The sequence below is a fragment of the Sporosarcina thermotolerans genome (assembly GCF_030067815.1).
Lineage (GTDB): Bacteria > Bacillota > Bacilli > Bacillales_A > Planococcaceae > Sporosarcina > Sporosarcina thermotolerans.
This window is the reverse complement of sequence record NZ_CP125968.1, coordinates 3356779-3383338: the sequence shown is the minus strand read 5'-3', so window position 1 is coordinate 3383338 and position 26560 is coordinate 3356779. Positions and strand designations below refer to the sequence as shown.

Genomic DNA, 26560 nt, shown 5'->3' with positions numbered 1-26560 from the left:
GTATGGAGAATATAGGGAGTACGTTAACGCTATCAGAAGCAAGAAGGAAACTGAAGAAAGAGCAACAGCAGCTACTGAAAAAACGTTTCTTTTCCAATTATTCGATGGTGATTGGATTAATTATCGTTATATTTTTAATGCTTTTAAGTTTTGTAGGTCCATATTTAACTAGCTTCGGCCCATTGGATTTGGAAGTGAACAACCGGCTTCAAGCCCCAAATGCAGAGCACTTATTGGGGACGGATAACTTTGGACGGGACTTGCTTACGCGAATTGTCTTTGGTGCGAGGGCTTCCATTAGTGTAGGTTTATCAATCGCAATCATCACGTCAATTGTAGGTCTGACAATCGGCCTTTACGCAAGTTTTTATAAACGATTGGATCAAATATTAATGAGGATTTGTGATGGACTGATGGCGATTCCTGGGATTCTTTTAGCAATTGCTTTAATGGCAGCTTTAGGTCCAAAAGTTGAAAACGTCATCATCGCGTTGAGCATCGTTTTCACTCCGTATGTAGCACGTATTGTCCGATCGGCAGCACTTGTCGTTCGCGAACAAACGTATATTGAAGCAATGAAAGCGCAAGGCGCAAGTTCCACTCGCATTATTTGGCTGCATGTTGCACCAAACATATTGTCACCATTGATCGTACAAGCGACGTTCATCTTTGCCGATTCAATTATTACAGAAGCCGCACTTAGCTTCCTGGGGGCGGGGATTCCTGCACCAGCACCAAGTTGGGGGAATATTTTATATGACGGAAAGCTTGTCATTTTCAATGCTTGGTGGATGACTGTCTTCCCGGGCCTTCTAATCATCATTGCCGTTATCGGGCTTAACTCTTTAGGTGATGGGTTACGGGATATTATGGATCCGCATTATAAAAAGGTCACGAAAAAGCGTACCAAGTCAATAAAAGGGAAGGAGGAAATTGTGGGATGACAGATGTACTCTTGGAAATAAAAAATCTTAAAACACATTTTTATACCGAAACAGGTCATGTGACAGCCGTGAATGGTGTATCCTTTGACGTCAAAAAAGGGGAAATCGTAGGCGTAGTAGGTGAATCCGGCTGTGGGAAAAGTGTTATGTCCCAAACGATTCTTCGCCTTTTCGAAGAAGGGACAGTCGAATATGAAGGAGAAATAAACTTTAACGGAAAGAATCTACTTTCCCTTAATAAAAGACAGATTAATGAAGTTCGAGGAAATGATATCTCCATGATCTTCCAAGACCCACTCAGTACGCTCAATCCAGTACATACAGTCGGTCGCCAAATTGCGGAGTCCATCATTTTACATCAAAATGCGAGTAAAAAAGAGGCCGAGGAAAAGGCAATTGAACTATTAAGACTTGTTGGTATTCCGTCGCCTGAAAAAAGAGCAAAGGAATATCCCCATAATCTTTCCGGCGGAATGAGACAACGGGCGATGATTGCAGTTGCTCTTGCCTGCCGACCAAAACTATTAATCGCAGATGAGCCTACAACTGCTCTTGATGTAACGATACAAGCTCAAATATTGGATCTGATGAATAATCTGAACGAAGAACTGGATATGGGCATCATTTTCATCACGCATGACCTTGGTGTGGTAGCTGACCTTTGTTCGAGGGTTGTTGTCATGTATTTAGGCGAAATAGTTGAGGAAGCAAGTATTGAAGAATTGTTCGAGCGACCTTTACATCCGTATACGCAAGGGTTGATCAAATCAATTCCTCAATTAGATGGAGATCGCTCAGCAATGCTACATACAATAGAAGGAACTGTGCCTCCGTTGACACGTGTACCGAAAGGATGCCGTTTTGCCGCGCGCTGTCCATTTGCGGATGAACAATGCATTGCATCTTCGCCTCCTGTCACCGAATATACAGCTACGCAAAAAGTGAAATGCTGGCATTTTGAAGAGATCCTTACGAAACAGGAGGGAACTGCCGATGTCCACACTTACAATTGAGTCAAGTAATGAACAACAGCTCGAGAGCAAAGAAACACTTTTGGAAATAAAAAATGTGAAGAAGTTTTTCCCTGTTAAAAAAGGCCTTTTGGAATTCAACAAAGAACAGACTTTTGTTCAAGCGGTAAATGACGTTTCGTTTTCCATTCTTAAAGGTGAAACGTATGGCCTCGTTGGGGAATCCGGTTGCGGAAAAAGCACAACAGGGCGTACTTTGCTGAAACTCATCGAGCCAACAGAGGGCCAAGCCATCTATAATGGTAAGGATATTTTCAAACTTTCAGGACAAGAGTTGCGCAAAGTACGACAAGATATTCAAATGGTTTTCCAGGATCCCTATTCATCCTTGAATCCTAGGAAAAGAATCGGTAAAACCCTTGAAGAGCCGCTGATCATCCATAACATCGGAACGCCGAAAGAGCGGACTGAGATTGTCATGGAGATATTAAGTAAAGTCGGATTGCAACTCGAGCATTATTATCGCTATCCACATGAATTTTCAGGGGGACAACGGCAACGGATCGGGCTTGCTCGAGCGCTTATCTTGAATCCTAAACTATTAATCATGGACGAGCCGGTTTCGGCATTGGACGTTTCGATTCAATCTCAAATCCTTAACTTGCTGAAAACAATACAGGCTGATTTGGATTTAAGTTATCTTTTCATTTCGCATGATATGAGTGTAGTTCGCCATGTTTCTGATCGGATTGGCGTCATGTACCTTGGAAAATTAGTGGAAGAGGCACCTACGGATGAACTATTTGCAAACCCATTACATCCTTATACACAGGCGCTTTTATCGGCAGTACCTGTTCCAAAATCGGGTGAAAAAAAGGAACGGATTATACTAAAAGGTGAATTGCCATCTCCGATGAACCCTCCTTCAGGCTGTGTATTCCACACCCGATGCCCTTTCGCAATGGACCGATGCAAATTGGAAGTTCCGGAGAAGAAAGCAGTTGCGAGCGGCCATCAGATTGCCTGTCATTTATATGATGAATAAACGGATAAAAGACTCCTTCAATTTTGAGGAAAGGAGTCTTTTACTGCATTCCAAGGTGGAACGTTTTAGTTAGTTAAATTGGCTATTACGGATCCGGAAGAATATGAGGCGAGCACCTATGGTATTAAGAAATGTGTTAATCATCGTGTTAGGTTTTCAAATCGTGATCAATGCAACCCGCCCGATACTCACATTGTCTGCATATGAAATGAATGCTTCAATGCTTGAAATTGGCATATTGACGGCATCATTTGCAGCACTCCCACTATTGATCGCCATCCAGGCGGGAAAGATTGCCGATAAAATCGGGACCGTCTTCCCGTCACTTTCGGGTTGTTAGGGATGGCTGTCGGAATGTTGTTCCCTTATTTATTCGAATCGATTTGGTCCTTATATGTAAGCCAAATCCTCGTTGGAACTTCCAATGTTTTTATTGCGCTTTCATTGCAAAATGTTCTTGGGAATGACGCGACAAAAGAAACACGCGATTATTATTTCAGCATGTTTGCATTAGCGGTTGCAGGCGGGGCATTGGTCGGTCCGGTGATGGGCGGCTATTTAGCCGATCATTTCTCCTATTCGGCAGGTTTTCTTGTATCAATGATCATTAGTATTCTGTTAATCGGTTTTGCATTTTTCATACCGGTCACGATAAAAGAACAGACGACTGAAAAAGTAAGCTTTGGTGCTTCACTGCAGTTAGTGAAGGATCCGCTGATTCAAAAAGCATTATTTTCAAGTGCACTCGTACTTTATTCGAAAGATATATTTGTTGCGTATTTTCCGCTCTATGGAACGGATATCGGACTCTCAACCACTACAATTGGTTGGATTCTTTCGATTCAAGGGCTCGCAATGATGATAATCCGATTTGTCTTGCCTAAATTATTGCAAGGATTGGGTCGAGAAGTCGTTTTATTTACCTCCATCCTCCTTGCGGGCGCATCGTTTTTAGGTTTTTCTATCTCGCATAATATCATTCTCTTTTTTATTTTCAGCTGTCTGATGGGATTTGGCTTAGGATGTGGACAACCGATTTCCATGACGACGACTTACAATGCTTCACCTAAATCGCGCACCGGTGAAGTGTTAGGTATTCGTTTAATGACCAATCGGCTTTCCCAATTCATCGCGCCTGTTCTGTTCGGTGCGGTCGGTGGATGGATTGGCGTAGTATCCGTCTTTTATGTGAGTGGTGCATTTTTAATTGGTGGTGCGATTATTATGAAACCACGTAAAAATCATGATGAAGAAGTCAGTACATAATTTGGGGAATAGAGGGGTTTTTATATGGAATTTGTTCTAATTTTTTTCATTGGGATTGTTGCCACGACATTAGGCACACTTGCTGGAGGTGGCGGTCTGATCAGCCTACCGTCCATGCTGTTAATGGGGCTCCCAATCCATTCGGCCATCGGGGCGAATAAAGTATCGAATACAGTAAGTGCATTTTCAAGTTTTTACGTTTTACTTAGACGGAAAGAGATTTCATTCAAAGAATCATTTTGGATCATCCCTGTAAGTCTTGCTGGAGGGTTAAGCGGCGGCTATATCGCTTCATTGATGTCTGCGGCAAACTTATATTGGGTAGCAATTTGTTTATTGATTTTCGCATTCATCACTTCGTTTTTATCCAAAGGAAGTTTTAATGGGGATGAACCTCTCCGTTTTTCCAAGAAAAGCGCTCCCGGCCTTTACGGAATTGGAATCTATGACGGGTTATTCGGTCCCGGTCAAGGAACATTAATGCTCTATTTATTTGGCTATTTAAATGTCGCCTATATTAAAGCCGTCGGATATGTGCGGCTTGCGACATTTTCAAGTTGCTTTGGGGCAGCTATCAGTTATATTTCGACAGGGATGATCATTTGGCCAATGACGATTGCTTTACTTCTTGGCTCAGTGACAGGGGCACAATTGGGCGTGCGAATCGCGCAGAAGTTGAATCCAAAATACGTGAAACCGATATTGCGCGTTGTAACTGTCGCTATTATCCTTCAGCTTGTCATTGAAAACTTAAAATGAAGAATTTTATCCAAAAAGAAAAGATTGAATACAAGATTCGACGGATATTGATATAATGGAATTGTAACTTAAGATAGAAATTGGTGATTGCATGTTTAAAGGAACATTGCAACGAAAGATTTTAATTGTAGTAGTTTTCCTTGTCTTTTTGATGGTCTTTTTGATGTTGAGCCTTTTTATATACACAGATTATAAACGGGTGTTCCAAAATGCAGCTGAAAAGGGCATACAAACAACGAAAATCCTGTCGCAAATGGATTCCGTTCAATGGGCAATGTCGGAAGGAAATACGGACGAATTGAAGCCGTTGATCGATTATTATGTGACTCAGTCAGAAGCAGCGTTTATCGTAATCAAGGACCGCGAAGGGAAAGTACTTGCCCATCCGGTTGACGATGAAATCGGTGAACTTTATCCAAGTAAGGATGAGACGAAGGCACTTGTTTTCGGTGGTAGTTATAATTTGATTTCTTACGATATCGTCGGATCTGCAGTTGTTGCTATTTCGCCAATATACGTAAATCGACAAATTGTCGGTACAGCAAGGGTTGGCTATTTAGTGAAAGACCTCCGGCATACCGTTATTGAGCGTACAAAAAAATTGGCATTTTTCTCGCTTTCAATTTTTGTCATTGGAATTCTCCTTAGTATTTGGCTTGCACGCCAAATCCGCAAAGATACGTTTGGTATGGAACCGCAGGAAATTGCAGTTTTTTACATGGAAAGACATGCTGTCCTCGCTTCCATTTCAGAAGGTCTCATTGCGACTGACGGTGAAGGGAAAATAACAATCATCAATACGGCAGCTAGGAAAATATTGAACATCTCAAGCGATTATAAGGGACAAGCAATTCAGTCAGTTTTTCCGAGTTTACAAGACTCTAAACTATTAAATATTCAACAAAAGCCATTAACCTTTGAATTAAAGTTTCAAAAGAAGACATTGATCATGACAATTGTACCGTTGCGTAAAAAAATTGCTATTTCCGGAACAGTCATCACATTCAGGGATAAGACGGAGATGAATGAACTCGTAAATACATTATTTGAAGTGACGAAGTACTCGGATGACTTACGCGCCCAAACGCATGAATATATGAATAAGCTATACGTTATCTCGGCTTTATTGCAACTTCAAAAATACAACGAAGCGGTCAAGATGATTCAAGAGGAAATTGATATTACTCAACATACGAATACATTTATACTTGAAAACATTAAAGACCCGAACGTTCAAGCAATTCTATTTGGAAAAATAGGAAAAGCATCGGAAAATAAGATCATTTTTAACATTGATGAAAATAGTAGTATCGCGGAACTTCCGAAATTCATCGGAACTGGATTGTTAACGATCATTATCGGCAATCTCATTGACAATGCCTTTGAAGAGGTCATTGATAAACCGAATGGAGAGGTGAATTTCTTCGCCTTGGATCTTGGCAAGGACGTTATCTTTGAAGTGTCCGATAACGGTAGGGGGATTGACCCGGTAATTGCGGATAAGATCTTCACGCAAGGTTTTTCGACAAAGGGAAAGAACGAGCATGGATATGGTTTATCGAATGTAATGAGTGCGATTCAGGATCTTGGTGGGGAAATTCAATGGACAAGCAATGAAAATGGAACCATCTTTACAGTTTACATCCCGAAAAACCGAAATAGTTGAAAGGGGATTCGAATGATAAATGTTTTAATCGTAGAAGACGATTTTAGAATTGCGGAGATCCATCAACAACTTTTGGAGAGTATTGAAGGCATTCAAGTAGTGGGGAAGGCATTACGAGCAGAAGAAGTTCACGGGTATTTTCAAAAGGAAAGAATTGATCTTCTGCTTGTTGATATTTACATGCCTGATCAGTTAGGGATCGACTTAGTGATGGATTTGAAAAAGACCTACACGGATCTAAGTTTCATCATGATCACCGCTGCGAAGGATATGGAAATCCTCGAAAGAAGTGTTAAGGCAGGTGCCTTCCATTATCTGATCAAACCATTGCAGTTACAGAAATTGCAAGAAGTCATTGAGCAATTTAAAAAGAGAAAGTCAATTCTTGAATCGGACAAACCAGTTGAACAGTCGTTGGTCGATCAGTTATTCAGTAAGCACTCTTTCGAGACACAACAACAAGAAACGTTGCCGAAAGGGGTCAATGCGCTAACACTTTCGAAGGTCATGGAAACGATGACGGATTTCTCAGAGGGCACGACCGTTGAAGAAATCGGGGAACAGATTGGTGTATCAAGAACAACGGCGCGAAGGTATATGGAATACCTTGTGTCGATTGGTAAAATGAAGGCTGAGTTAGAGTATGGGATTGTCGGACGCCCCGAAAGGAAATACTTTATGGTTTGAGCATCCTTGTAGGGGGATGCTCGTTTTTATCTAGAAAGAGGAGAGAGAACGATGAAAAGTGTCATTCAAGCATTTTTACTTGTTTTCGTATTGCTTTTGCCAGCCTGCTCCACCGGAAGCAAAGCCGGAATGGAAGAGAAGGATTTTCCGACAAAAACGATTGAAATCATAGCCCCAGCAACAATCGGCGGAGGATGGGACGCCGCAGCACGTGCAGTCCGACAAGTCTTGATAGAGGAGGGTTTAGTGGAACAGAACATTCTCGTTGTGAATAAGGCAGGCGGCAGTGGAGAAGTCGGTTGGCAGCACTTATCCAATCAAGATGCACATCATATTGCTTTTAATTCAAGTCTTCTGCTGACGAACCATCTCCTTGGACAAAGCAAAGTGGACTTCCGGGATTTCACACCACTTGCCATTCTCACAACAGAATGGATTGCCGTTGCGGTGCCAAACGATTCTCCTTTCAAAGACGCAAGAGAGTTGCTGGAAAAATTGAAAGAAGACCCGTCCTCACTGAAAATTGCTATCGCACCGGGACTCGCAAACAATGACCATATCTCTTTTCTTCTGGCAGCGAAATCCTACGGGTCGATGTGTTAAAGCTGAATTTTATTGTATACGATAGCGGCGGAGACATCGATAAGCGCCTTCTTGACAGTCAAATAGATGTAGCGATATCCTCCGTTTCCGAATTTATCGATGAACATCAGACGCATCAGTTCAAAGTCATAGCTGTCACATCGGACGAACGTCTTGAAGGGTTAGAGGATGTTGCCACTTGGAAAGAGCAAGGCGTCGACATGGTATTCCCGCACTGGAGAGGCATTATGGGGCCGCCTGGTATGACAGAAGAAGAAATTGCCTATTGGAATCAAACGATAAAAAAGATGACTGAAACCGAGGCGTGGGGGAAGTTGATAAGGAAAAACAAATGGGAGTCTTTTTATAAAGGAAGTAGTGAGGCGAAGAGATTTTTAGAGGAGCAGGAGAGGATGTATCGCCAGTTGTTGGAGGGATCAGGGTTGGTGGATTAAGAAGGGTGCTTGGTTTGTGTGATGGGGGTTTGTCGCGCGTCCAAAGAGATGGCCCGCGCGTCCAAAGAATAGGCTTGCGCGTCCAAAGAATAGGCTTGCGCGTCCAAAGAATCGGTTCGCGCGTCTAAAGGAGTGCGTCGCGCGTCCAAAGAAGTGGCTCGCGCGTCCAAAGGAGTGGCCTGCGCGTCCAAAGAAGTGGCTCGCGCGTCCAAAGAGATGGCTCACGCGTCCAAAGAGATGGCCCGCGCGTCCAAAGAATCGGCTTGCGCGTCCAAAGAGATGGCCCGCGCGACCAAAGAGTTGGTCCGCGCGTCCAAAGAGATGGCTCACGCGTCCAAAGAGATGGCCCGCGCGTCCAAAGAATCGGCTTGCGCGTCCAAAGAGATGGCTCGCGCGTCCAAAGAAATGGCCTGCGCGTCCAAAGCGAGCCCCAGACGCTGTCCCCTTCTTCGGATATGTCATGATTTTCCCCAATTAAAAAAGAAATTTCATAAATCACCTGGTATAAAACGCAGTACTCCGACTTCCTTTCATGACAAGACCTGACCTTTTCAATAATCTTTTTGCAATGGGTTGATGTTCGACCCGTGAAAAGTAACGGAATTGGCGATTAGTAATTTGATTATCCATTAAGTGGAACCAATCATTCAGTAACGAAAAGTGACAGTCAGCCGCATTATATTTGCATTCTGGGCACTGCCATTTTTTCTGAAACCAAATCATTCCCTTGTAACTGCACCCGGACAAATAACGCCTGTAATTATATCCTTTTTGTCTATGTTCATCGTTTTTGTTAAAGGAAATGGATTGTATTCCTGGTGCGATTCTGCAATATTGCGAGCAAGTGTATTGACTTTACCAAAATTGAATAACTCTTTTTCAATTTCAATGTTGTATAATCTAATTGGAATTTCACGGGTGAATGCAATTTCAGTGCCGGTATCTTCCTCGATAAATAATTCATTTGTAAAAGCCAGCGCGATCATTCCTTTGATCGGGATATTAATTCCGCGCTCCTTAAGCCATCTATCCAAAAATATCTTCTTTCGTTCAAGCTCAGTAATTGGACTTTGTAGAATCTTTCGTTCACCATTGATTTCTTGAATGAATTGTGTTGGATTTGTCTTTACAGTTAGTTTACCTCCCAGGTTTTTAATTTCAAAAATAATGATTCTGTCCGGCATGATCAGTACCGAATCCATTTGAAAGTACACACCGTTGTGGAAAAGACATACATCGTGAATCAACGCAAATGGGTATGAGGGCCGGAATTCCTTAATGTGCTTGTCAAAATTCAATTCACCACTATACCCAGCTTTCCTCCTTCTTAACTCTTCTTCTACTTTAAAGTAATACTGATGGTTGTTTCCAAGCCTATCGATTAATGACTGCAGTCCTATTAGCGACAACGGTTCATTCCTTTTTTTGATTAACATCTAATCACCTCAAGTGCATTCTATCAGTACTTCAAAATATTTCCAAAAGGGGTGATAATTAAAATTTGACCCCTTTTTACGGGTTTAAAATTTCTACAGGCGCCAAATCGCGTCTCAAATTCGAATTTTGGGGGATAAAAATAATTTTTTCTTATAAATGGACATAGTTTTTGATATAGGTAACTTCGAATATTTGTGCCTACATCTAAAACATTCCAGGCCACGTCCAAAGAAGTGGCTTCCGCGTCCAAGGAAGTGGTTTGCGCGTCCAAAGAAGTGGCGTGCACGTCCAAAGAAGTGGCTTCATCGTCCAAAGACAAGGCCAGCGCGTCCAAAGATGGAGCATCCACGTCCAAAGGGGACCTGTGCGCACACAAAGAATTGCAAGTACCGTACGCAATCAATCTATAAAAGTGCTATTCCTATACCACTCCAACATACCTTTCATTAGGGCAATCTAAAGGGAGGAATTGTTACATGGAAATCATTCGGTATAGTGCTGATCCTCATAGCACGGTGAGGTATATTAAAGCGAATTTGGATTTATTGGATGACGTGACGAGTTTTGAAGTATATTTCAACGATGAGGATATTCCGGAAATCTATCGAAATGTCCCGGATATCTATTTAGATAATGGGAAAAGGGAATTTCAATTAAGAAACTACACTTTTATCTTAAGGAATGAAGATAGTGAGCGGGAGATTTGGTTAAGTGGTGCGACTTGCGGATACAGTGGAAGCGGGCCGAGTGCAACGATTGAAATTTTGCAGCTGCTTGGCATCAAATTTAACTACGACAGAATCACGTCGGAAAAGAAGATTATTGAAAAGGATCTTGTCACTTACCATGATTTGAACATACACATCTATCGCCCAACGGAGCTGTGGAATTCACGTGGTGATAAGATATTCACAGCCAAAATGTCTTTTGAAACAGCCGCCCAGAAATACGAAGCAAAAAAGTTAATCGAACAAAAGGGGTATTTGCGGCCGTTAATAAGGCGATCTGACTATGAACGAATTGGCGAGATTGAAGCTTACTATTTTGTAAATACACCCTATTCCACACGAAAAGAATGGCCCGAATACGCCACTAATAATACGCTGACATTAAATCGGGCGTATTCACAAATTGGTGTGAAAACAGTAAAAGAGATTATTGAGAATATCGGGTATGCGTATAATGTTAAGCTTGGCATTGAAACGTATGAGAAGATGTGGTGATTATAATGAAGAATGCCAATGGCCTATGTTGCTATTGGTCTTTTTTTCGCCTATTAAACCATCAAAGGGAGTGTTAGAATTAGTTAAATAAAAGAAAATTCTCAAATCGGAAGGAATGGTGCACGTGATTCAGTGGGGGGAGTTTGAGGGATATGTAAGGGAAATAATGGAGGCCGAAAAGGTTCCCGGTGTCGCGGTAGCGATTTCTGAGAATGGAAAGGTGGTCTACCAAAAAGGTTTTGGGATTAGAGATTTGGAAACGAAAGAGCCGATCACACCAGAGACGATTTTTGGGGTTGCTTCCATTACAAAGTCATTTACCGCACTTGCGATCATGAAATTGGTTGAGGAAGGCAAATTGCGACTTGAAGATCCGGTGAGTAAACACCTTCCTAATTTCAAGTTGAAAGATTGTAGATTTATCGATGAAATAACGATTCATCATCTTTTGTCGCATACAACTGGGCTTGGGACGATGGAGCGCCTGGAGCAACTGAGTGGGTTTGAAGAACATCTGCGTTATTTGAATGAAGCTGAGCATACCTATTTGGGTAGACCAGGTGAATTTATCTGCTATAACAACGATATGTTTTTATTGTTGGGTGCAGTTATTGAACAGATAACAGGCGAAAATTATCAGGACTTTATCCGGAAGTTAATTATCGAACCATTGGAGATGCAAAGAACTACATACAACCTTCAGGAATTGAAGGGCTTTGAAAATGTTACTGTGCCATACGTTTTGGAGAATGGCAAGCCAGAGCATTGTCCTTGGCCGATGTTAGGGAATTATGCGGTTGGTGGCGGCATTCGATCGACGGTATTGGATTTGCTGAAGTATGGGGAGGCGTATGTTGGAGGATTGGGAATGATTGTTGGCGATCAATACATTCGTAGGATGACTGAACCTGTACACTGGGTGAGCGGGAATAGCTATTATGGGTATGCACTTAAAATCACTCCCGACTATTCGGGTGTTACATTAGTTGAGCATGGCGGCGGGCAACCGGGTGTTTCATCCAATTTTGGGTTCATTCCTGAACGGGGAATTGCGGTTGCTGTGTTGACGAATTTGAGTAATGTTAGTGCAGACGCTATTTGGCTTGCAGCGATCAATACTGTGTTGGATCTTCCGACTGACCAAAAAAGATGTGTGGAACCGCAATATGAAATGAAGAACGAACAACTTCAACGAATGGTTGGAACGTATCGGTCGGGGGAGGGTGCCGAGGTGATCATCTCTTTGGATGGTGATGTAGCTACGGCTACCATTGGGAATGAAGTTTTTACTCTCCGTGCCAGTGCTGAATCCACCCTCGTCATTGAGTCGACTGAAAAACCGATACGATTCTTTTTTGATGATGAAAATAACGCGTGGGCGTTGTTTATGGGGCTTAGAATGCTGGTTAAAGAGTGACGATGCCCTCGAAAGGAGAGTAATGGTTGGATACTATTATTATAGTTTTTACAATTTCGCTTTTGGGAATAGGTTTAGTTGCAATTCGCCGTTTTGCTGTTAAAGTGGGCTTGGTTTTAGTTGCCGGAATCCTTGCAGGGTGCAGTGAGAAAGCACCGATTTCGCAACCTGAGAGTGAGATTGTCGATGAGGGAGTTTCGGAGCCGGAAGTTGATGTGAATGGTGAAGATGGAGTTTTTATTTCTCTAAAAGCGGCGAAGGAGCATGCCATTGCAACTATTAGAGTTCGGTCCGGTGAAGCGGTTGGAGATGTTTATATAATTTCAACTGAATCATTGTCTTCGATTACTGGAAAAGAGCAAGCACCTAAAGAAGGGTCGTATGCCCTGTTTTTGGCAGAGGATGGCGCAAAAGAAGCTGAGTTTCAAGTACAGGTTGACGGATTGTTGATTGATCCTGAGGAGGCGCTTGGTACTTATACATTTGGGGAGTATACAATTTTTAGTTTGGCGCGGCAGGAGACGACAAAACTGAATTTAATAACTGCATGGGCTTATGATGGAGAAAAATTGAAAGAGATTCAATTTGATGGCAAAGTCGAAGTGCAGGCTTCGCATCCAACATTTAGGGCAATCGAAGATAGTTATTTACAAATGTATTTGGATTCGGAAGACACGATGGATGCTGTTCCCGGATGGACGTTTACAACATGGAAATGGCATCCTGAAAAAATGAGTTTTGCTTTCCACTTTGAAAGGTCCTATACCGATCAGGAGGAATTCGGGCTTGCATCAGGTGAATATTTAGCGGGCAAGTGGCATGAATATCAGCACTTCTACTTGGCTTTTCCGCAATACACGTTTACAGATCAATCTACAGCCTTATTGTCGGAAGGCATGTTTATCAATCAGAATGTGCAACTTGGGCAACCAATTGACAAGTTGCTGCAGGAAAGAAATGACTGGGTTGGCCATGATTACTATGAGGGCGGTCCTTACTATGAATTTCCGGGCGGCTATACGTACTTTTATAATGAAGGGACGCAGGATGTTTCATTCATAGTGTATCGAAAATGGCATTGACCAATTCGACAGAAGAGCTGAGAGCACTATTAGGGGAGTCAGATAAGAAAGTGTTCGATGATATTTACAACGAATATATAGAGTATTATACATTTGGCGAGCACCGTCTATTAATCTACTCAAATATAGAAGATGAAATAACTTCCCTATGGTTGACGAGGAAGCAGTGATTGGGAATCAATTCGCTATAATTGAATTAAATAAAAGGGAAGTCAATCGTGTAATTAATGGTTGGCTTTCTTTTGCATGATGTGCAAGCTGGATATTTTCAGGATGAAGAATTAGTATAGATACTATTAGTAAGTTGAATTTGTGCAAAGCCGAGGTGTAACGATGAAAGCATATATTGTAAAACTGACATTTGAAGATATCGACCCGCCAATTTGGAGAAGGATAATCCTTCCTGCGGGAGCAACGTTTAATCGGCTACATGAAATGATTCAATACGTCACGAACTTTCAAAGTAGGTTTATTGATGAGCCGTATCATTATTTCGATATAGAAGTAGATGGGCTTTTCATTACAAATAACCCTTTTACACATGAAGAATATAAGAAAGAGTTTAATGGCTTGAAGCTTAAACGACCTTCCCATTTGAAAATCGATACGTATTTGGAGGAGAATGGAGAATTCTTGTATCGATATGATTCGGGAGATGACTGGCGTATCAGCGTAGAACTTGAGGAGGTCGTTGAGGATTACTATTTCGGTTATCCGACTGTTCTTGCCGGAGAGGGAACAGCTCCTCCTGAAGATGTTGGGGGGCCGCAGGGGTATATCGGATTTTTAGATATCTACCATGACCCGAAACATCCAGATTATTTGGCTATCCACGAGTGGGCTGAGGCGCAATACTATAAGCCTTTTGATATTGATGCCCTTAATAATATTTTAAAATATGTAAAGTACAAGAAAACCGAGTGGGACCTTATTGACCATGATAATTATAATGTGAAGTCGGATAAATATCGCGGACCTAAGCAATTAAAACAAGTGGAACTTTCGTCCAGAGATCTGATTCTTGATTATATTGTTGCTTGTACGAACTTATATGGAGTCGTCCCTCAAGAAAAAGTGCGGGAGATTTATAATGGGCAAAATGAATCGGTAATTTCGAGTGAAATGATGAAGGCAATGGTAACTGACCTTACGACTATTGAGTTGTTGAAAAATCGGCATGTGCATGTGGAAGGTTTGAATTTTTATCATGAAGCTATGGATTATGTGGATGAAGCACCATTGTCAGGGGAAATAAAAGGGAAGCCGTTTTATGTTCCCGAAAAGGACAAGCTCCTTAAATACGTTAAGGATGCATATTTTGAACAGACTCCACAGCAGTTAGGGCTTGGGCAATTGATGATGAAGGACGGTTTTCCGGCAAGGAAAATTAATAGTGAAATAGAAAATCTAGTGGAGAATTATCCGTTACTTTTTCAAATGTCCTTTCTGTATTTCAAGCATTTGCAAGTAGATTGGGGCTAAAAGATATGGCTCAGATCAACTCCTATTTACACTGTGTTACGGAAATTGCCAACACTACCCGACTCTGGGAAAATCGTGGACACACTCCTAATGAACTATTTCAACTGGAAAAGTCTAATCTTAGGCCACTTCCTAGTGGATATAAAATAGGGCGCAACGAACCTTGCCCTTGTGGAGTGGTAGGAAATACAAGAAGTGTTGTGGGAATTGAATGGAGTTGTGAATTGTTAGGGGTTAAGCACAGGGGATGATTATGTGCTCCATTTTCCGAATCGCACAATGAAGTCACGCGTTTGACAAATGTAAGCGCTTCGTCCATGACTGATTTGTGAAAACTGTAATTCTTGTCTGTTGTTTTGGTTTAAAGGTAGTACCATATGAAATAGGAAGGCGATTCGCCAAACAAAACCAAAACAAAAGGAGAATGCATCATGTGGGTACTTACTGTTTTTGAACAAAAAAGTTTTAGGATGTTCGAGTTTGCGACAAAAGTTGAAGCTCTGAAAGTTCTACGAAAATTCCCATCTGCTGTCCTTTCTTATACACGATAAAAGTAGTCTACGCCCCCGGTTGAATATTCGACCGGGGGTTTGAAATTAGGACCACCAACAATTGAATTTAGATTGGGCAAGCATATAGCGGTAAAGCATCCTCGCGTGCCGGCCTTCCAAGTTATTTAGGTTAATGTATTGTTCCAGGCGATCAAGAAATTCTATATCACATTCACAACGACTTTTGTACGAAAGATAGCATAAGTCGTGAGCTTTACATGCCGCATCCACTGCATTTACTGGGGCACCCGGACCACTACACCCGGACCGCACCAATTATATCCCGGAAACACACAGAATCTTGGGCTCCGAAATCGTCTACGTTCCATAATATAACCCTCCCCTCCCTATAAAATTCTCTTACTATATTTTATTCGAATAGGCTTAAAGTACCTGTGTAGGGGTGGAGGGAGAATAAAAGAGTTTATTGTGTTTTTGTAGCACAATGAAAATTGGATTGTATCAGGACGAAGTCAATTTTTATCTTCCCTATCAACTCAAATCTAATCTAATTCCAACTTGATTTAGTGTACTATAATAGTAGAATGGTATGGTTTTGAATGTGAATAAGGGGATGGTTACAATCGAGGGACAGTTGAATGGTGGAAAGCGATTGTTGAGTCGATGAATGATGGAGTGCTTGTGATTGACCAAGCCGGGATAGTAAGGACTATTAATCCGGAATATACAAGGATCACGGGTGTGACGCCGGATATAATTGGGAAGCCTTTGGTTTCGTATCGTCCGGGTGCGAGGTTGCCAGAAACGCTTGCGAGTGGAAAGAGCCAGGTTGGTGTTTATCGGAAGACGCATGATCGAGAATACGTTGTTGATATGGCGCCTGTCGTGGTTAATGATGAGATTGTGGGGGCAGTCTCGGTTTGTAAGAGTTTGAATGAGGTTCAGCTGCTTACGCTGGAACTTGAGAAGCAACGGCAAAAAGTGAAAGAATTGCAGGAGCGGATGAGCGCATTACATAGGGTAAGGTATACATTTGATGATATCATCAGGGCCGAGTCCAACATGCAGGACATCGTTTCAATTGCAAAGAAAACGGCAGCTACTGATTTGCCTGTACTGATCGGGGGGGAGAGCGGGACGGGAAAGGAATTGTTTGCACATGCAATCCATCATGCAAGCCTGCGTTCAGACAAGCCTTTCATAGCTGTGAATTGCTCAGCGATCCCTTCGGATTTGATTGAAAATGAATTGTTTGGCCATTTTGAAGGTGTGCTTTATAGTAAACCGGTAATCGGTAAAGCGGGTCTATTTGAAATGGCAGATGGTGGGACGTTATTTTTAGATGAAATAGGAGATCTTTCACTCGATGTTCAAGCAAAATTGTTACGTGTTTTGCAGGAAGGAGCAATCAGGCGAGTTGGTGAGGTTGAAGAGCGTAGGGTAGATGTGCGAATTATTGCCTCGACTCATCGGGACTTGCAACAACTAATAACTAAGGGGCTTTTTCGAAACGATTTATTGTATCGCTTGAATACCATTGATCTTCAAATTCCGCCACTACGCGAACGGAAAAGGAAATTCCCCTCATTGCACAATCTTTATTAGCGGATAGATTTGAGGTAGAAGAGAATGTTTTGAAGTTCTTAACGCAATACGATTGGCCGGGGAATAAGAGAGCTTCGAAATGTCTTAGATTACGCGAAGTGCTTGGTTGATGAAAATGAACGAATCTCAATTCGGCATTTCCCCGATTTTATGCAAAAACAACATACTTTATTGAATGAAGAAAAGGGGATCCTTCCATTGCATGAAGCTGTCGAAGTTGCTGAGAAACAAATTCTTGAAACCTCGCTTCAATCGTGTGGACCAACGGTAGGGGAGCGACAAGAAGTTGCGGATTTGTTAGGGATTTCACTTGCCACATTGTATAATAAAATGAAGAAATATAATATTAAATGACGATTCTAATTATTTGTAATAGCAGAAAACTATATTCTAACAACTTAGAATCACAATAGTATCAATAAGTTTGAAGTGGAAAAGCTTTTGTGAGTACACATTTCATTCCAGCTTATTAGAAGAAGAAATGCCAGATTTACAGGTATTTCTTCTTTTCTTTTTGATAAAATAGCAGGAGAAATAGAATTTAATCAACGAGGTGATTGCATGTTACGTATTGGGTCGGGAGCTGGATTTTCCGGTGATCGTCTTGAACCAGCAGTTGAACTTGCCGAAAAAGGTAAGATTGATTACTTGGTTTTGGAGTGCTTGGCGGAACGGACTATCGCGCTTGCGCAAAAACGGAAAAAAGCAGATGCGATGTTAGGGTATGACCCATTGCTTGAAAAGCGGCTTCGCTCTTTATTACCAACATTACTGAAAAACAAAGTTCGCTTAGTGACGAATATGGGGGCGGCCAACCCGATAGGAGGTGCACACAAAATTATTGAAATAGCGGAAGAATTAGGATTGAAGGTGAAAGTGGCAGCTGTTACGGGAGATGATGTGTTACCGTACATATTGGAAAATCAAGGTTCGCTGTCGTTCAATCCAGAACTTTTTGAAACCGCTTCCATACTTTCTGCGAATGCCTATATGGGTGTATCTTCGATTGTTCCGGCTATTGAAACGGGTGCCGATGTGATTATCACTGGAAGAGTTGCCGACCCTTCACTATTTTTGGCACCAATGATCCATCATTTTGGTTGGTCTGTGGATGATTATGATTTGATGGCAAAAGGGACGGTTATCGGTCACTTGCTTGAATGCGCCGGCCAATTGACAGGTGGATACTTTGCTGATCCAGGAAAGAAAGACGTTAGTGGACTTGCTTATCTTGGTTTCCCGATAGCTGAAATTCAGTCCGATGGTTCAGCTTTATTGACGAAAGTTCCGGGAACTGGAGGGTCGCTTACACTTCGCACGGTAAAAGAACAGCTATTGTATGAAGTAATGGATCCATCATCCTATATTACGCCAGACGTTGTTGCGGATTTTACAACAGTCAACTTAAAGGAGGATGGCGAGGATCGTATTTTATTAACTGGTGGAAAAGGGAAGGAAAGACCATCCGAGTTGAAAGTAAGCGTTGGGTTTGATGCCGGTTTTATAGGTGAAGGGGAAATCACTTACGCTGGTGAGAACGCCTATGGTCGTGCTGAACTGGCGGGTTCTATCGTAAAAGAACGCATTTCGGAAAACTATGAGGATTTTAAAGTTGATTACATAGGGGCTATTTCTGCACATCGTGGTTCTTTTGACTATAAGGGGACTCCATATGAAGTTCGTCTACGTGTTGCAGGAAAAACTTTTGAGGAAGATAAAGCGAGGAGGATTGGTGAAGAGGTTGAAGCCCTCTATACAAATGGACCTGCTGGGGGCGGAGGAGCGCGTAAATATGTGAATGAAGTGATCGGGATTGTCTCGACTATGGTGCCAAGGAAGGTAATCAAGTCGGACATTAAGGTTATGGAGGTGAGGTCAAATGGCAAGGAAACTGTATGAAATAGCGCACAGTCGAGCAGGAGATAAAGGCGATGTTCTCATGCTTTCGCTCATTCCTTTTGATGAAGAAATGTACGAAGACCTGCGAGAATATGTGACGGCGGATCGGGTTAAAAGCCATTTGAATCACATTGTAACAGGCGAAGTGACCCGATACGAGATGCCAAATATATCGGCTTTGCAGTTTGTATGCCAAGGTGCTCTTCTTGGTGGTGTTACGACGTCGCTTGGAGTGGATACACATGGAAAGACATTGAGTTATGCACTATTAGAAATGGAAGTAGATTTGTAGGTCAAACTTAAGGGGGAAAATGTATGTTAGCGTTATTAGGTTTCTTAACAATTTTTGTGTTCTTGGCTTTGATTTTGACGAAACGAGTGTCAGTTATTGTATCGTTAATCGTCGTTCCGATTGTGTTCGCCTTAATTGGGGGATTCGGCGCGCAAATGGGGGAATTTATGTTAGACGGAGTAAAAGGTGTTGCTCCAACAGGAATAATGCTTGGTTTTGCGATTCTCTTCTTCGGCGTGATGAATAATGCTGGCCTGTTCGATCCTGTTATTTCACGTGTGTTGCGTGTGGTAAAGGGAGATCCTCAAAAGATTGTTGTCGGAACAGCGATTATTGCGATGCTTGCACATTTGGATGGATCTGGGGCTTCAACATTCCTTATTGCTATTCCAGCCTTGTTGCCACTTTACGATAAATTAGGAATGAGTCGGATTGTATTGGCCGGTGTCGTGGCACTTGGTGCTGGGTCATGAATCTTCTTCCATGGGGCGGACCGACTGCACGTGCTGCAACAGCACTTAATGTCGATACGAGCGAAATATTCAATCCGGTCATCCCGGCAATGGTCGCGGGAATCGTTTGGGTACTTTTAGTATCATTTTGGATTGGAAGGAAGGAAAAGAAAAGAATTGGCGTTGCGGATATCGAGTATGACCTTCAAACGGAGCTGTCCGATGAAGAAAGAGCAATGCGAAGACCTAAGTTGTTTTGGTTCAATTTGATATTGACGATTATAACCATCGTCGCACTTGTAAAAGTGTGGCTACCACTTCCAATCATATTCATGATTGCATTCGCGGTTGCGGTAATCGTCAATTATCCTAGACCTGATGATCAAATGGAACAAGTGAAAAGCCAAGCCGTTGGTATGATCACAGTTGTTTCGATTATTTTCGCAGCTGGTATCTTCACAGGTATCCTATCGGGTACAGGTATGATCACGGAAATGGCGAATTCCCTAGTTAATGTAATTCCTGATGGTGCTGGGGGCATGATGGGAATTATCGTAGCAGTTACGGGCATGCCTCTCAGTTTGCTGTTCACGCCGGATGCTTATTATTTCGGGGTGTTGCCAATTATTAGTGAAACAGCGGCTGCATATGGTGTACTTCCTACGCATGTCGGCAGTGCGGCTATCTTGGGACAGATGACAACTGGCTTCCCGTTAAGTCCTTTGACAGCATCAACTTTTTTATTGATTGGATTAGCGGGTGTTGAATTAGCTGATCATCAGAAATTTGTATTTAAGTGGGCATTCGGGACAACAATTGTCATGACGATTGTGGCGATTATTACAGGCGTGATTATATAATTTTTATCGGTTATTCCGTAGTATACTAAAATGAGAAGTCAAGCGAATCTTTTGCGTTTGTTCATGTTAAATTCGCTTGCATCATAACGTAACCCGCGCATATCAATAAAACACCCAACCAAGGTCATCAGACCATAGATGGGGTGTTTTCGAATTAACTATTTGCATGAACCTGCGATCGCAATACATGCTTCAACACCTTACCCGACGCATTCCGAGGTAATTCATCTAAAAACTCCACTTCCATCGGGACTTTGAATTTGGCAAGATTGTTCATACAGTATTCCTTTATTTCGTCCTCCGTTAGGGTATGGTTTTCTTTTATGACGACGTATGCTTTAGGGACTTCCCCTAATACTTCATGTGGGACACCGACGACTGTTGCTTCGAGTAGGGATGGGATCTGGAAGAGCACTTCTTCGACTTCTACAGGATAGACATTTTCGCCACCGCGTATGATCATATCTTTTTTGCGGTCAACGATATAAAGAAGCCCTTCTTCGTCCAATTTCCCTAAATCGCCCGTGTAGAGCCAGCCGTTTCTGACAGTTCGTTTTGTCTCTTCTTCGTCCCGTAAATAGCCTTTCATCACTTGCGGTCCGCGCATGACAATTTCACCAACTGCGCCGATAGGCAGTGGAGCCCCGAATTCGTCTACAACCTGGATCTCGGTTTGCGGCAGAGCTTCGCCGACAGAGCCAATTTTCTCAAGTGCCAAATCGTCTTTCAAAGTTGAAGCCGCTGGTGAATTTTCCGTTTGTCCGTATAGGTTTTGAACCTTCACATTCGGGAAAGTGTCTTTTAGCTTCTTGACCATTTCGTAAGGCATTGGTGCGGCGCCGTAACCGAATAAGCGAAGCGATGGCAGTTCTAATTCTCGGATGTTCGGCAAATTCAAGATGATTGTATACATGGCAGGGACGCCGAAGAACATGGTTGGGTTGGACTTTTGTAGCAACTCCAACGTGCCTTTCGGAGAAAAGGCTTCCTCAATAATTATCGTCCCACCTTTATAAGTGACCGGAACCATGAATACATGGCACGCCGCACAGTGGAAAGGGGGGTGGAGATCAGCATGCGGTCAACGGAAGTGATCGACATTGCCTCCGCCCAAATTTACCCAGTTGAAATAATGTTTTGATGTGTCAACATGACGCCTTTTGGTTTCCCGGTCGTGCCTGATGTGTACATGACAACCGCGGTATCGTCTCCGTTGAAGTCGGGATATTCAAAAGCACCCGTTTCTTCCCCAAGCAGTTTGTCGATATCCCCGCCTTCCCCGATTGAGAGCTTTTCTTTAAATGGATGAGTCGTTTTTTCAATGACGTCCTTTAGACGTTTGTCGAATAAAAGAGCCTTCGCTTCTGAATGGTTGAAAATATACTCAACTTCACGCGCGGCAAGCTTCGTATTGACAGGCATCACTGTAAATCCACCAAGTTTCACACCAAAATAACAGGCGAGAAACAGATCGGAGTTCATTGAATAAAGCGCAATAATATCCCCTTTTTCATACCCTTGACGTTGCAAATAGGCTGCAATCTTTTCCGCCTTCCCAACAAATTCCCCATACGTCCACTCCCGCCCGTTAAAGGAAGTGTATACTTTATCCGGCGTTTCTTTTGCGTGCTTCAGCAAGACATCCACTATGAACATTTCGATTCCCCCTCGTCAACTATTCCCTTTCTTTAATATTATCAACAGACATTTCTGATTACAAGTTCAATATTAAATATTCAATTATATTGGTACCTGTGCCGGAAACCATTCCGACTATGCACTACAATTGCATAAAAAAACAATAAGGAAGTCAATAATATCGCTGTTTGATTGGCTTCGTTTTGTATGATTATAGCTTTTCTTGAATTGTCATAAATGTGTTGTGCACAGGTACCTTCATAATCCCTTTCTGCAACCAAAGACCTACTATATTTACTCTTTTTCTTTAATTACTTATAAAATCGCCACGTACAGCCACTTTCATGAGTTGACGGGACGGATATGCCGTGAGTAGGTGGTGGGGGATGAGGCATAATAAGTATTTTTTTTAGTGGAAAGGGAAATAGGAATCAGTGGTAGGTTATGAAAACAGTTATAAAGAATGAATAATTTAAATAGTTAGAAACCTATATTGCCAGTTTTTCTACACTTCATTACAATAGAGGAAGAAGATGGTTTTTATACCCAAAACCACATTACACCTCAGAAATTACCTCATTCCTTGAAATAATTCCACTTACTACTCACTATTTTTCTCCAAACAGTCACGTGCAAGTTGATAACCGTTCAAAACCGTCCCGCAAAAAAGTGACGGAAGCTATTATTATAGTTTTTCAACGACGATAAACAATAGAAATCATCCTGAAAAATGATAAGAGAGAGGTTGTCGTTATATGAATGTGATACTTGTCGATGATCACCCGTTAATAAGAAAAGGACTTTTTTCAGTTTTAGTTGGTGAAGAAGGGCTGAATATTGTAGGGGAGGCTTCGAATCGTAAGGAAGCGTTGGCCATCTTAAGGTCCAAGAAACCCGACATAGCGATTGTGGACCTATATTTAGGCGGCGAATGCGGATTGGACTTGATTGCCGAGGCGAAAAGCCAAGGCGTGGTATGCAAATTTATCGTATTGTCCTCTTCGCCAAATGAGGAAAACTTTAGGCAGGCGAAGAGGTTGGGGGTTTCCGGGTTTTTATTGAAGGAATCAGTGCTTGAAGAATTGGTACATGCCTTGCGAATGATTCGTAATGGCAGAAACTATTATGATCAAAGAATTCTTGAGGTTATTTTGAAATCCCCAAGCTCCTATTTAACAAGAGGGGAATTTGAAACGCTGACCCCTAAGGAAACAGAAGTGTTGATAGAACTTGGTAAAGGTCTATCGAATAAAGAAATCTCGGAAGTGTTATCAGTAACAGAGTACACTGTGAAAAAGCATGTTAGCCAAGTATTAGCGAAGTTGAATCTTGGGGATCGAACCCAGGCGGCTTTATATGCAAATGCGAAAGGATTAGTTCGTTACACTGTTACTGGACCTTAATTAAATATTGAATTACAATGCCAGATCCTGTTTTAAAAGGGTCTGGCATTTTTCACTTTAAATTACCGCTCCTCATTACACTTTTGTATACCAATGGAGACTAAGGTGGTAGGTCGTCTTACCACAATGAATAACACGATGTATCAAAAGAATAGTGGGAAAAGTAGACGGAATGGGGGCGAGAAGAAACAGCCTCGCTTTTATACTTAGGAATAGATGGAAAAGTGTATCTTTTCCAAACACAACGTTCGTTCAGCGAAATGAAAGGTGCTTCTCCGAAAATAGTAGGGGGTAGGTGATTATGAGAAGGATTGTATTTTTAATTGTAATGTGTTGTCTTCTTTTAATGGGCACTTCGATATATGCCCAATCCACGCAAGGAACGACTTTTTCGGACTGGTATAGGCATCAATTCCATTTACTTTCCAATCAATTAAGTGAAGAGATGAATATTTCTCTTACAACATTCGAGACATCCGTAAACACCTATCAAGAGCAGCTGCTTAAAAGAATGGAAAGTCGACTTGTGGATTACGTTCTTAATGCCTCCGAGGATGCAAATCACGATATCAAAAATTATAAAAACAACCATCTTCAGCAGTTGAATGAAACAAAAAAGTCTCTTATGGAAAAAGATCTTATTGAAATTGAAAAAGAGATGAAAAAAAGGCAAATGGAGATCGATCGTCGTACATTTGACATTTTATCAGAACTTCTTTCCGAGTATGGTTTTGACGGAATCACTAGTGATGTGAAGCTTGAAAATAATCATAACAAAACTGAGGGGGACAATTAAACATGAAGATGACATTTAAAAAGAAAATCGTTGCAGGAACAATTTCGGTTGGATTGCTATCTGGGGTGGGTCTTGCGTTTGCCAACACGGATGCTGGTGGAGCGTTGAAATCTTGGTATAGCGGCGTTTTTAATGGTGCGCAAGCCTCAGTTGCCCAAGAAGCGGACCAGTATTCTGCTGAAGAGTTTGGTAGTTTGGATGAAATGTTTGAAGGTCTGAGAGCTGGAGCAGAATTTGATGTCGATTTTACAAAGGATCGTGAAATTGGCAAAGCATCCGCCGCGATTCAAAGCGCAAGAGACTCCCATATTAGCTCATTGGGGGAGGCGGAAAATGAGATTTTGGCGGGAATGGATCTTGCTTTTAATAATGTGTACCAGGAAGGATGGCTGCAAATCCAAGCTGCTGGGAACGAGGCTACCCAAATCGCTTCTGATGATATGACTGCATTCGCGGGTGATACGGGAGCTGCGGCAATCGAAGAATTGACAACGCAATTGGATGCTGTTAAAGCTGAGGCACTTACTGGACTTGAAGAGGCAATTGTAGCTGCTAAGGCCGCAATTATGGCGGAAGTTGAAAGTGAAAAGACAATTACGGTTGCGAACTTGAAAACTGCAGTCGATTTTAAAGTCAATGAAGTCTTTAATCAAGTTGCCGATATTTTGGATGGATTAGTGGCGGAACAAGAAGCTTTAATAGAAGCAAAAGCATTGGAACTTGAAAATGAAGCGAAAGCTGCAATGGATGCGCTACTTTCGGATATCAATGACTAATTTATAGCTAAATAGGGCCTGCCCAACGCTGGCCCTACTATTATATTTGGAGGGTGTGCTGTGGATCAAAAAAGAAGAAGTAGTTTACAAAAATGTAAGTTTCTAATTGGAGCTCTTCTTTTAATCGGAATCATTGGAAGTGGTGTATCAATCACATTTGCGAATCAAGATATCCAATCATTGTTGATGAATTGGTTTGATACACAAAGGGGGCACGTACTTGATGAAATCAAGGAAGCAATTGATTTGGAACATGAGATTCAAACGGGACGCTTAAAAGAAGAGCTGCATTCGGAAATACAAATGGCAAATGAACGACTTCAAGCTTTCACAATGGAGGAAAAGGAAAGGCGAACAAGCGAATTGCGACGTTACGCCGACGAATTAATAAATGGATTCGTAAACGATAACTTGGAAAATGAAAATAGTGTAAGAGATGAATTGGATAGTATTTTCCAATCTGCAGTCAATGAAATGAACCGTGTAGTGAATGAGGGGAATATAGGTCAAACACCAATTGAGGAGCCTGAATCTCCGGAAGAGGAAGAGCCGGGGGAAGAGCCGGAACCTGAAACAGAACCAGATCCCGAACAGGATCCAGATCCAGATCCAGATTCAGACCCGAACCCAGACCCAAATCCGGAAACAGGGTCAGATTCTGATCCGAATCCAGTCCCTGTAGATCCTAACACAACCCCTGAATTTGATGAGAGGAAACGTGATGCGAAATGAATGTAAATGAACTGACAGCAAAAACAATTGAAGCTACGAAAGATAAGAAGAAGTCTCAGGATAGTGTACTCAGTTGGGTGAAATTCATTTTGCTCATCATTGGGCTTTTTCTTGTATTCCGATATGCAATTGGCATTACGGTCATTAGCGGGAACTCAATGGCTCCTACACTCGGAAACAAGGATATTATTGTGACGAATAATGTGTTTTTCACTCCTGACATAGATGATATCGTTCAATTTCGTGATGTACATGGTTTTGATGCCATTAAACGGATAATCGCTTTACCGAATGACACTGTTGAGATTGTTGATGGGGTCGTTTATGTGAATGGCGACAAAGTGAAAGAAGTTTATTCCACCGGTTTTCCGAACGATATGGAATTAGTTAAAGTCGCGGAGAACTCCTACTTTGTCATGGGAGACAACCGGACTCCTGGTGAGAGTTTGGATAGTAGAAATAGCGAATTCGGTTTCCTACCAAAAGAGCGAATTAAAGGGGAATTGGTTTTCTCTCTTTATCCACTTGGTTTTAAATAATTGTTACCCAAATTTGTATGGTGAATGAAACAACAAGATA

At 41.9% G+C, this 26560-nt stretch carries 28 protein-coding genes and 1 pseudogene; 26 read left to right on the top strand and 3 right to left on the bottom strand.

Annotated elements, in window-relative coordinates; all coding sequences use genetic code 11:
- Window positions 1-2 precede the first annotated feature (2 nt).
- The 10 genes from QNH10_RS18925 (at window position 3) to QNH10_RS20895 (ending at window position 8375) form a co-directional block, all read left to right on the top strand.
- Complete coding sequence (locus QNH10_RS18925; RefSeq protein ID WP_283732801.1) at window positions 3-944, top strand: ABC transporter permease; 942 nt, start codon at window positions 3-5, stop codon at window positions 942-944.
- Entirely contained in the window at window positions 941-1957 is a 1017-nt protein-coding gene (locus QNH10_RS18920; protein WP_283732800.1) for an ABC transporter ATP-binding protein, read from the top strand. Before QNH10_RS18925 ends, QNH10_RS18920 begins: the two co-directional genes overlap by 4 nt.
- Window positions 1938-2960, top strand: a complete 1023-nt coding sequence (locus QNH10_RS18915; RefSeq protein WP_283732799.1) for an ABC transporter ATP-binding protein — start codon at window positions 1938-1940, stop codon at window positions 2958-2960. The genes QNH10_RS18920 and QNH10_RS18915 overlap by 20 nt, the downstream gene beginning before the upstream one ends.
- Window positions 2961-3078: 118 nt before the next feature.
- Complete coding sequence (locus QNH10_RS18910) at window positions 3079-3300, top strand: hypothetical protein (protein WP_283732798.1); 222 nt, start codon at window positions 3079-3081, stop codon at window positions 3298-3300.
- Window positions 3301-3302: 2 nt separating this feature from the next.
- Window positions 3303-4226 carry an MFS transporter gene (locus tag QNH10_RS18905; protein WP_283732797.1) on the top strand — a complete coding sequence of 308 codons (924 nt, stop codon included), beginning with the start codon at window positions 3303-3305 and terminating at the stop codon, window positions 4224-4226.
- Window positions 4227-4250: 24 nt separating this feature from the next.
- Window positions 4251-4985, top strand: a complete 735-nt coding sequence (locus QNH10_RS18900; RefSeq protein WP_283732796.1) for a sulfite exporter TauE/SafE family protein — start codon at window positions 4251-4253, stop codon at window positions 4983-4985.
- Between the two features lie 91 nt (window positions 4986-5076).
- Entirely contained in the window at window positions 5077-6651 is a 1575-nt protein-coding gene (locus tag QNH10_RS18895; protein WP_283732795.1) for a sensor histidine kinase, read from the top strand.
- A 12-nt stretch (window positions 6652-6663) separates the two neighbouring features.
- Window positions 6664-7338, top strand: coding sequence for a response regulator (locus QNH10_RS18890; protein WP_283732794.1), 675 nt, complete (start codon window positions 6664-6666; stop codon window positions 7336-7338).
- 51 nt (window positions 7339-7389) lie between these two features.
- Entirely contained in the window at window positions 7390-7941 is a 552-nt protein-coding gene (locus tag QNH10_RS20900) for a type 2 periplasmic-binding domain-containing protein (RefSeq protein ID WP_347177933.1), read from the top strand.
- Entirely contained in the window at window positions 7935-8375 is a 441-nt protein-coding gene (locus tag QNH10_RS20895) for a tripartite tricarboxylate transporter substrate-binding protein (RefSeq protein WP_347177932.1), read from the top strand. The genes QNH10_RS20900 and QNH10_RS20895 overlap by 7 nt, the downstream gene beginning before the upstream one ends.
- A gap of 719 nt (window positions 8376-9094) precedes the next feature.
- On the opposite strand, the gene QNH10_RS18880 is transcribed toward QNH10_RS20895, so the two are convergent.
- Window positions 9095-9811, bottom strand: coding sequence for a nuclease-related domain-containing protein (locus QNH10_RS18880; protein ID WP_283732793.1), 717 nt, complete (start codon window positions 9809-9811; stop codon window positions 9095-9097).
- A 477-nt stretch (window positions 9812-10288) separates the two neighbouring features.
- On the opposite strand from QNH10_RS18880, the gene QNH10_RS18875 reads away from it, so the two are divergent.
- The 11 genes and pseudogenes from QNH10_RS18875 (at window position 10289) to QNH10_RS18825 (ending at window position 20636) form a co-directional block, all read left to right on the top strand.
- Window positions 10289-11035 (top strand): hypothetical protein, encoded by a 747-nt coding sequence (locus QNH10_RS18875; protein ID WP_283732792.1) that lies wholly within the window; start codon window positions 10289-10291, stop codon window positions 11033-11035.
- Window positions 11036-11150: 115 nt separating this feature from the next.
- On the top strand, window positions 11151-12452 hold the full coding sequence (locus QNH10_RS18870) for a serine hydrolase domain-containing protein (protein WP_283732791.1): 1302 nt from the start codon (window positions 11151-11153) through the stop codon (window positions 12450-12452).
- Window positions 12453-12478: 26 nt separating this feature from the next.
- On the top strand, window positions 12479-13534 hold the full coding sequence (locus QNH10_RS18865) for a hypothetical protein (protein WP_283732790.1): 1056 nt from the start codon (window positions 12479-12481) through the stop codon (window positions 13532-13534).
- Entirely contained in the window at window positions 13525-13704 is a 180-nt protein-coding gene (locus tag QNH10_RS18860; protein ID WP_283732789.1) for a hypothetical protein, read from the top strand. The genes QNH10_RS18865 and QNH10_RS18860 overlap by 10 nt, the downstream gene beginning before the upstream one ends.
- A gap of 163 nt (window positions 13705-13867) precedes the next feature.
- Entirely contained in the window at window positions 13868-15016 is a 1149-nt protein-coding gene (locus QNH10_RS18855) for a plasmid pRiA4b ORF-3 family protein (protein ID WP_283732788.1), read from the top strand.
- 163 nt (window positions 15017-15179) lie between these two features.
- Window positions 15180-15227, top strand: a complete 48-nt coding sequence (locus tag QNH10_RS21300) for an SEC-C metal-binding domain-containing protein (protein ID WP_430541129.1) — start codon at window positions 15180-15182, stop codon at window positions 15225-15227.
- Window positions 15228-16191: 964 nt separating this feature from the next.
- Window positions 16192-17133, top strand: coding sequence for a sigma-54 interaction domain-containing protein (locus QNH10_RS18845; RefSeq protein ID WP_283732787.1), 942 nt, complete (start codon window positions 16192-16194; stop codon window positions 17131-17133).
- A gap of 198 nt (window positions 17134-17331) precedes the next feature.
- Complete coding sequence (locus QNH10_RS18840; protein WP_283732786.1) at window positions 17332-17487, top strand: helix-turn-helix domain-containing protein; 156 nt, start codon at window positions 17332-17334, stop codon at window positions 17485-17487.
- 207 nt (window positions 17488-17694) lie between these two features.
- Window positions 17695-19032 (top strand): acyclic terpene utilization AtuA family protein, encoded by a 1338-nt coding sequence (locus QNH10_RS18835; RefSeq protein WP_283732785.1) that lies wholly within the window; start codon window positions 17695-17697, stop codon window positions 19030-19032.
- Window positions 19013-19324 carry an AtuA-related protein gene (locus QNH10_RS18830; RefSeq protein ID WP_283732784.1) on the top strand — a complete coding sequence of 104 codons (312 nt, stop codon included), beginning with the start codon at window positions 19013-19015 and terminating at the stop codon, window positions 19322-19324. Before QNH10_RS18835 ends, QNH10_RS18830 begins: the two co-directional genes overlap by 20 nt.
- Before the next feature lie 23 nt (window positions 19325-19347).
- Window positions 19348-20636, top strand: a pseudogene (locus QNH10_RS18825) (CitMHS family transporter).
- Window positions 20637-20790: 154 nt separating this feature from the next.
- Here QNH10_RS18825 and QNH10_RS20890 read toward each other — a convergent pair.
- Entirely contained in the window at window positions 20791-21666 is an 876-nt protein-coding gene (locus tag QNH10_RS20890) for a class I adenylate-forming enzyme family protein (RefSeq protein WP_347177931.1), read from the bottom strand.
- Between the two features lie 86 nt (window positions 21667-21752).
- Window positions 21753-22292: an AMP-binding protein gene (locus QNH10_RS20885; protein ID WP_347177930.1), complete on the bottom strand. Its 540-nt coding sequence runs from the start codon at window positions 22290-22292 to the stop codon at window positions 21753-21755.
- A 737-nt stretch (window positions 22293-23029) separates the two neighbouring features.
- On the opposite strand from QNH10_RS20885, the gene QNH10_RS18815 reads away from it, so the two are divergent.
- The 5 genes from QNH10_RS18815 (at window position 23030) to lepB (ending at window position 26520) form a co-directional block, all read left to right on the top strand.
- On the top strand, window positions 23030-23677 hold the full coding sequence (locus tag QNH10_RS18815; protein ID WP_283732783.1) for a response regulator: 648 nt from the start codon (window positions 23030-23032) through the stop codon (window positions 23675-23677).
- A gap of 301 nt (window positions 23678-23978) precedes the next feature.
- Window positions 23979-24473, top strand: a complete 495-nt coding sequence (locus QNH10_RS18810) for a hypothetical protein (RefSeq protein WP_283732782.1) — start codon at window positions 23979-23981, stop codon at window positions 24471-24473.
- A gap of 2 nt (window positions 24474-24475) precedes the next feature.
- The gene (locus QNH10_RS18805) at window positions 24476-25249 is read left to right on the top strand and encodes a hypothetical protein (RefSeq protein WP_283732781.1); all 774 of its coding nucleotides are present in this window, start codon (window positions 24476-24478) and stop codon (window positions 25247-25249) included.
- Window positions 25250-25309: 60 nt separating this feature from the next.
- Window positions 25310-25981, top strand: a complete 672-nt coding sequence (locus tag QNH10_RS18800) for a hypothetical protein (RefSeq protein WP_283732780.1) — start codon at window positions 25310-25312, stop codon at window positions 25979-25981.
- A complete protein-coding gene (gene lepB / locus QNH10_RS18795) occupies window positions 25978-26520 on the top strand; it encodes a signal peptidase I (protein WP_283732779.1) in 543 nt (180 codons plus the stop codon). The genes QNH10_RS18800 and lepB overlap by 4 nt, the downstream gene beginning before the upstream one ends.
- Window positions 26521-26560 lie beyond the last annotated feature (40 nt).

Excerpts from the sequence above, each read along its gene's own strand:
- QNH10_RS20890 (WP_347177931.1), bottom strand. The coding sequence starts at position 21,666 with ATGGTTCCGGTCACTTATAAAGGTGGGACGATAATTATTGAGGAAGCC.
- QNH10_RS18805 (WP_283732781.1), top strand. The coding sequence starts at position 24,476 with ATGAAGATGACATTTAAAAAGAAAATCGTTGCAGGAACAATTTCGGTT.
- QNH10_RS18900 (WP_283732796.1), top strand. The coding sequence starts at position 4,251 with ATGGAATTTGTTCTAATTTTTTTCATTGGGATTGTTGCCACGACATTA.
- QNH10_RS18875 (WP_283732792.1), top strand. The coding sequence starts at position 10,289 with ATGGAAATCATTCGGTATAGTGCTGATCCTCATAGCACGGTGAGGTAT.
- QNH10_RS18810 (WP_283732782.1), top strand. The coding sequence starts at position 23,979 with ATGAGAAGGATTGTATTTTTAATTGTAATGTGTTGTCTTCTTTTAATG.
- QNH10_RS20900 (WP_347177933.1), top strand. The coding sequence starts at position 7,390 with ATGAAAAGTGTCATTCAAGCATTTTTACTTGTTTTCGTATTGCTTTTG.
- QNH10_RS18905 (WP_283732797.1), top strand. The coding sequence starts at position 3,303 with ATGGCTGTCGGAATGTTGTTCCCTTATTTATTCGAATCGATTTGGTCC.
- QNH10_RS18890 (WP_283732794.1), top strand. The coding sequence starts at position 6,664 with ATGATAAATGTTTTAATCGTAGAAGACGATTTTAGAATTGCGGAGATC.
- QNH10_RS18870 (WP_283732791.1), top strand. The coding sequence starts at position 11,151 with ATGGTGCACGTGATTCAGTGGGGGGAGTTTGAGGGATATGTAAGGGAA.
- QNH10_RS18880 (WP_283732793.1), bottom strand. The coding sequence starts at position 9,811 with ATGTTAATCAAAAAAAGGAATGAACCGTTGTCGCTAATAGGACTGCAG.
- QNH10_RS18910 (WP_283732798.1), top strand. The coding sequence starts at position 3,079 with ATGGTATTAAGAAATGTGTTAATCATCGTGTTAGGTTTTCAAATCGTG.
- lepB (WP_283732779.1), top strand. The coding sequence starts at position 25,978 with ATGAATGTAAATGAACTGACAGCAAAAACAATTGAAGCTACGAAAGAT.
- QNH10_RS18845 (WP_283732787.1), top strand. The coding sequence starts at position 16,192 with ATGAATGATGGAGTGCTTGTGATTGACCAAGCCGGGATAGTAAGGACT.
- QNH10_RS18815 (WP_283732783.1), top strand. The coding sequence starts at position 23,030 with ATGAATGTGATACTTGTCGATGATCACCCGTTAATAAGAAAAGGACTT.
- QNH10_RS18895 (WP_283732795.1), top strand. The coding sequence starts at position 5,077 with ATGTTTAAAGGAACATTGCAACGAAAGATTTTAATTGTAGTAGTTTTC.
- QNH10_RS18920 (WP_283732800.1), top strand. The coding sequence starts at position 941 with ATGACAGATGTACTCTTGGAAATAAAAAATCTTAAAACACATTTTTAT.
- QNH10_RS20885 (WP_347177930.1), bottom strand. The coding sequence starts at position 22,292 with ATGTTCATAGTGGATGTCTTGCTGAAGCACGCAAAAGAAACGCCGGAT.
- QNH10_RS18925 (WP_283732801.1), top strand. The coding sequence starts at position 3 with ATGGAGAATATAGGGAGTACGTTAACGCTATCAGAAGCAAGAAGGAAA.
- QNH10_RS18860 (WP_283732789.1), top strand. The coding sequence starts at position 13,525 with ATGGCATTGACCAATTCGACAGAAGAGCTGAGAGCACTATTAGGGGAG.
- QNH10_RS18915 (WP_283732799.1), top strand. The coding sequence starts at position 1,938 with ATGTCCACACTTACAATTGAGTCAAGTAATGAACAACAGCTCGAGAGC.
- QNH10_RS18830 (WP_283732784.1), top strand. The coding sequence starts at position 19,013 with ATGGCAAGGAAACTGTATGAAATAGCGCACAGTCGAGCAGGAGATAAA.
- QNH10_RS18855 (WP_283732788.1), top strand. The coding sequence starts at position 13,868 with ATGAAAGCATATATTGTAAAACTGACATTTGAAGATATCGACCCGCCA.
- QNH10_RS18835 (WP_283732785.1), top strand. The coding sequence starts at position 17,695 with ATGTTACGTATTGGGTCGGGAGCTGGATTTTCCGGTGATCGTCTTGAA.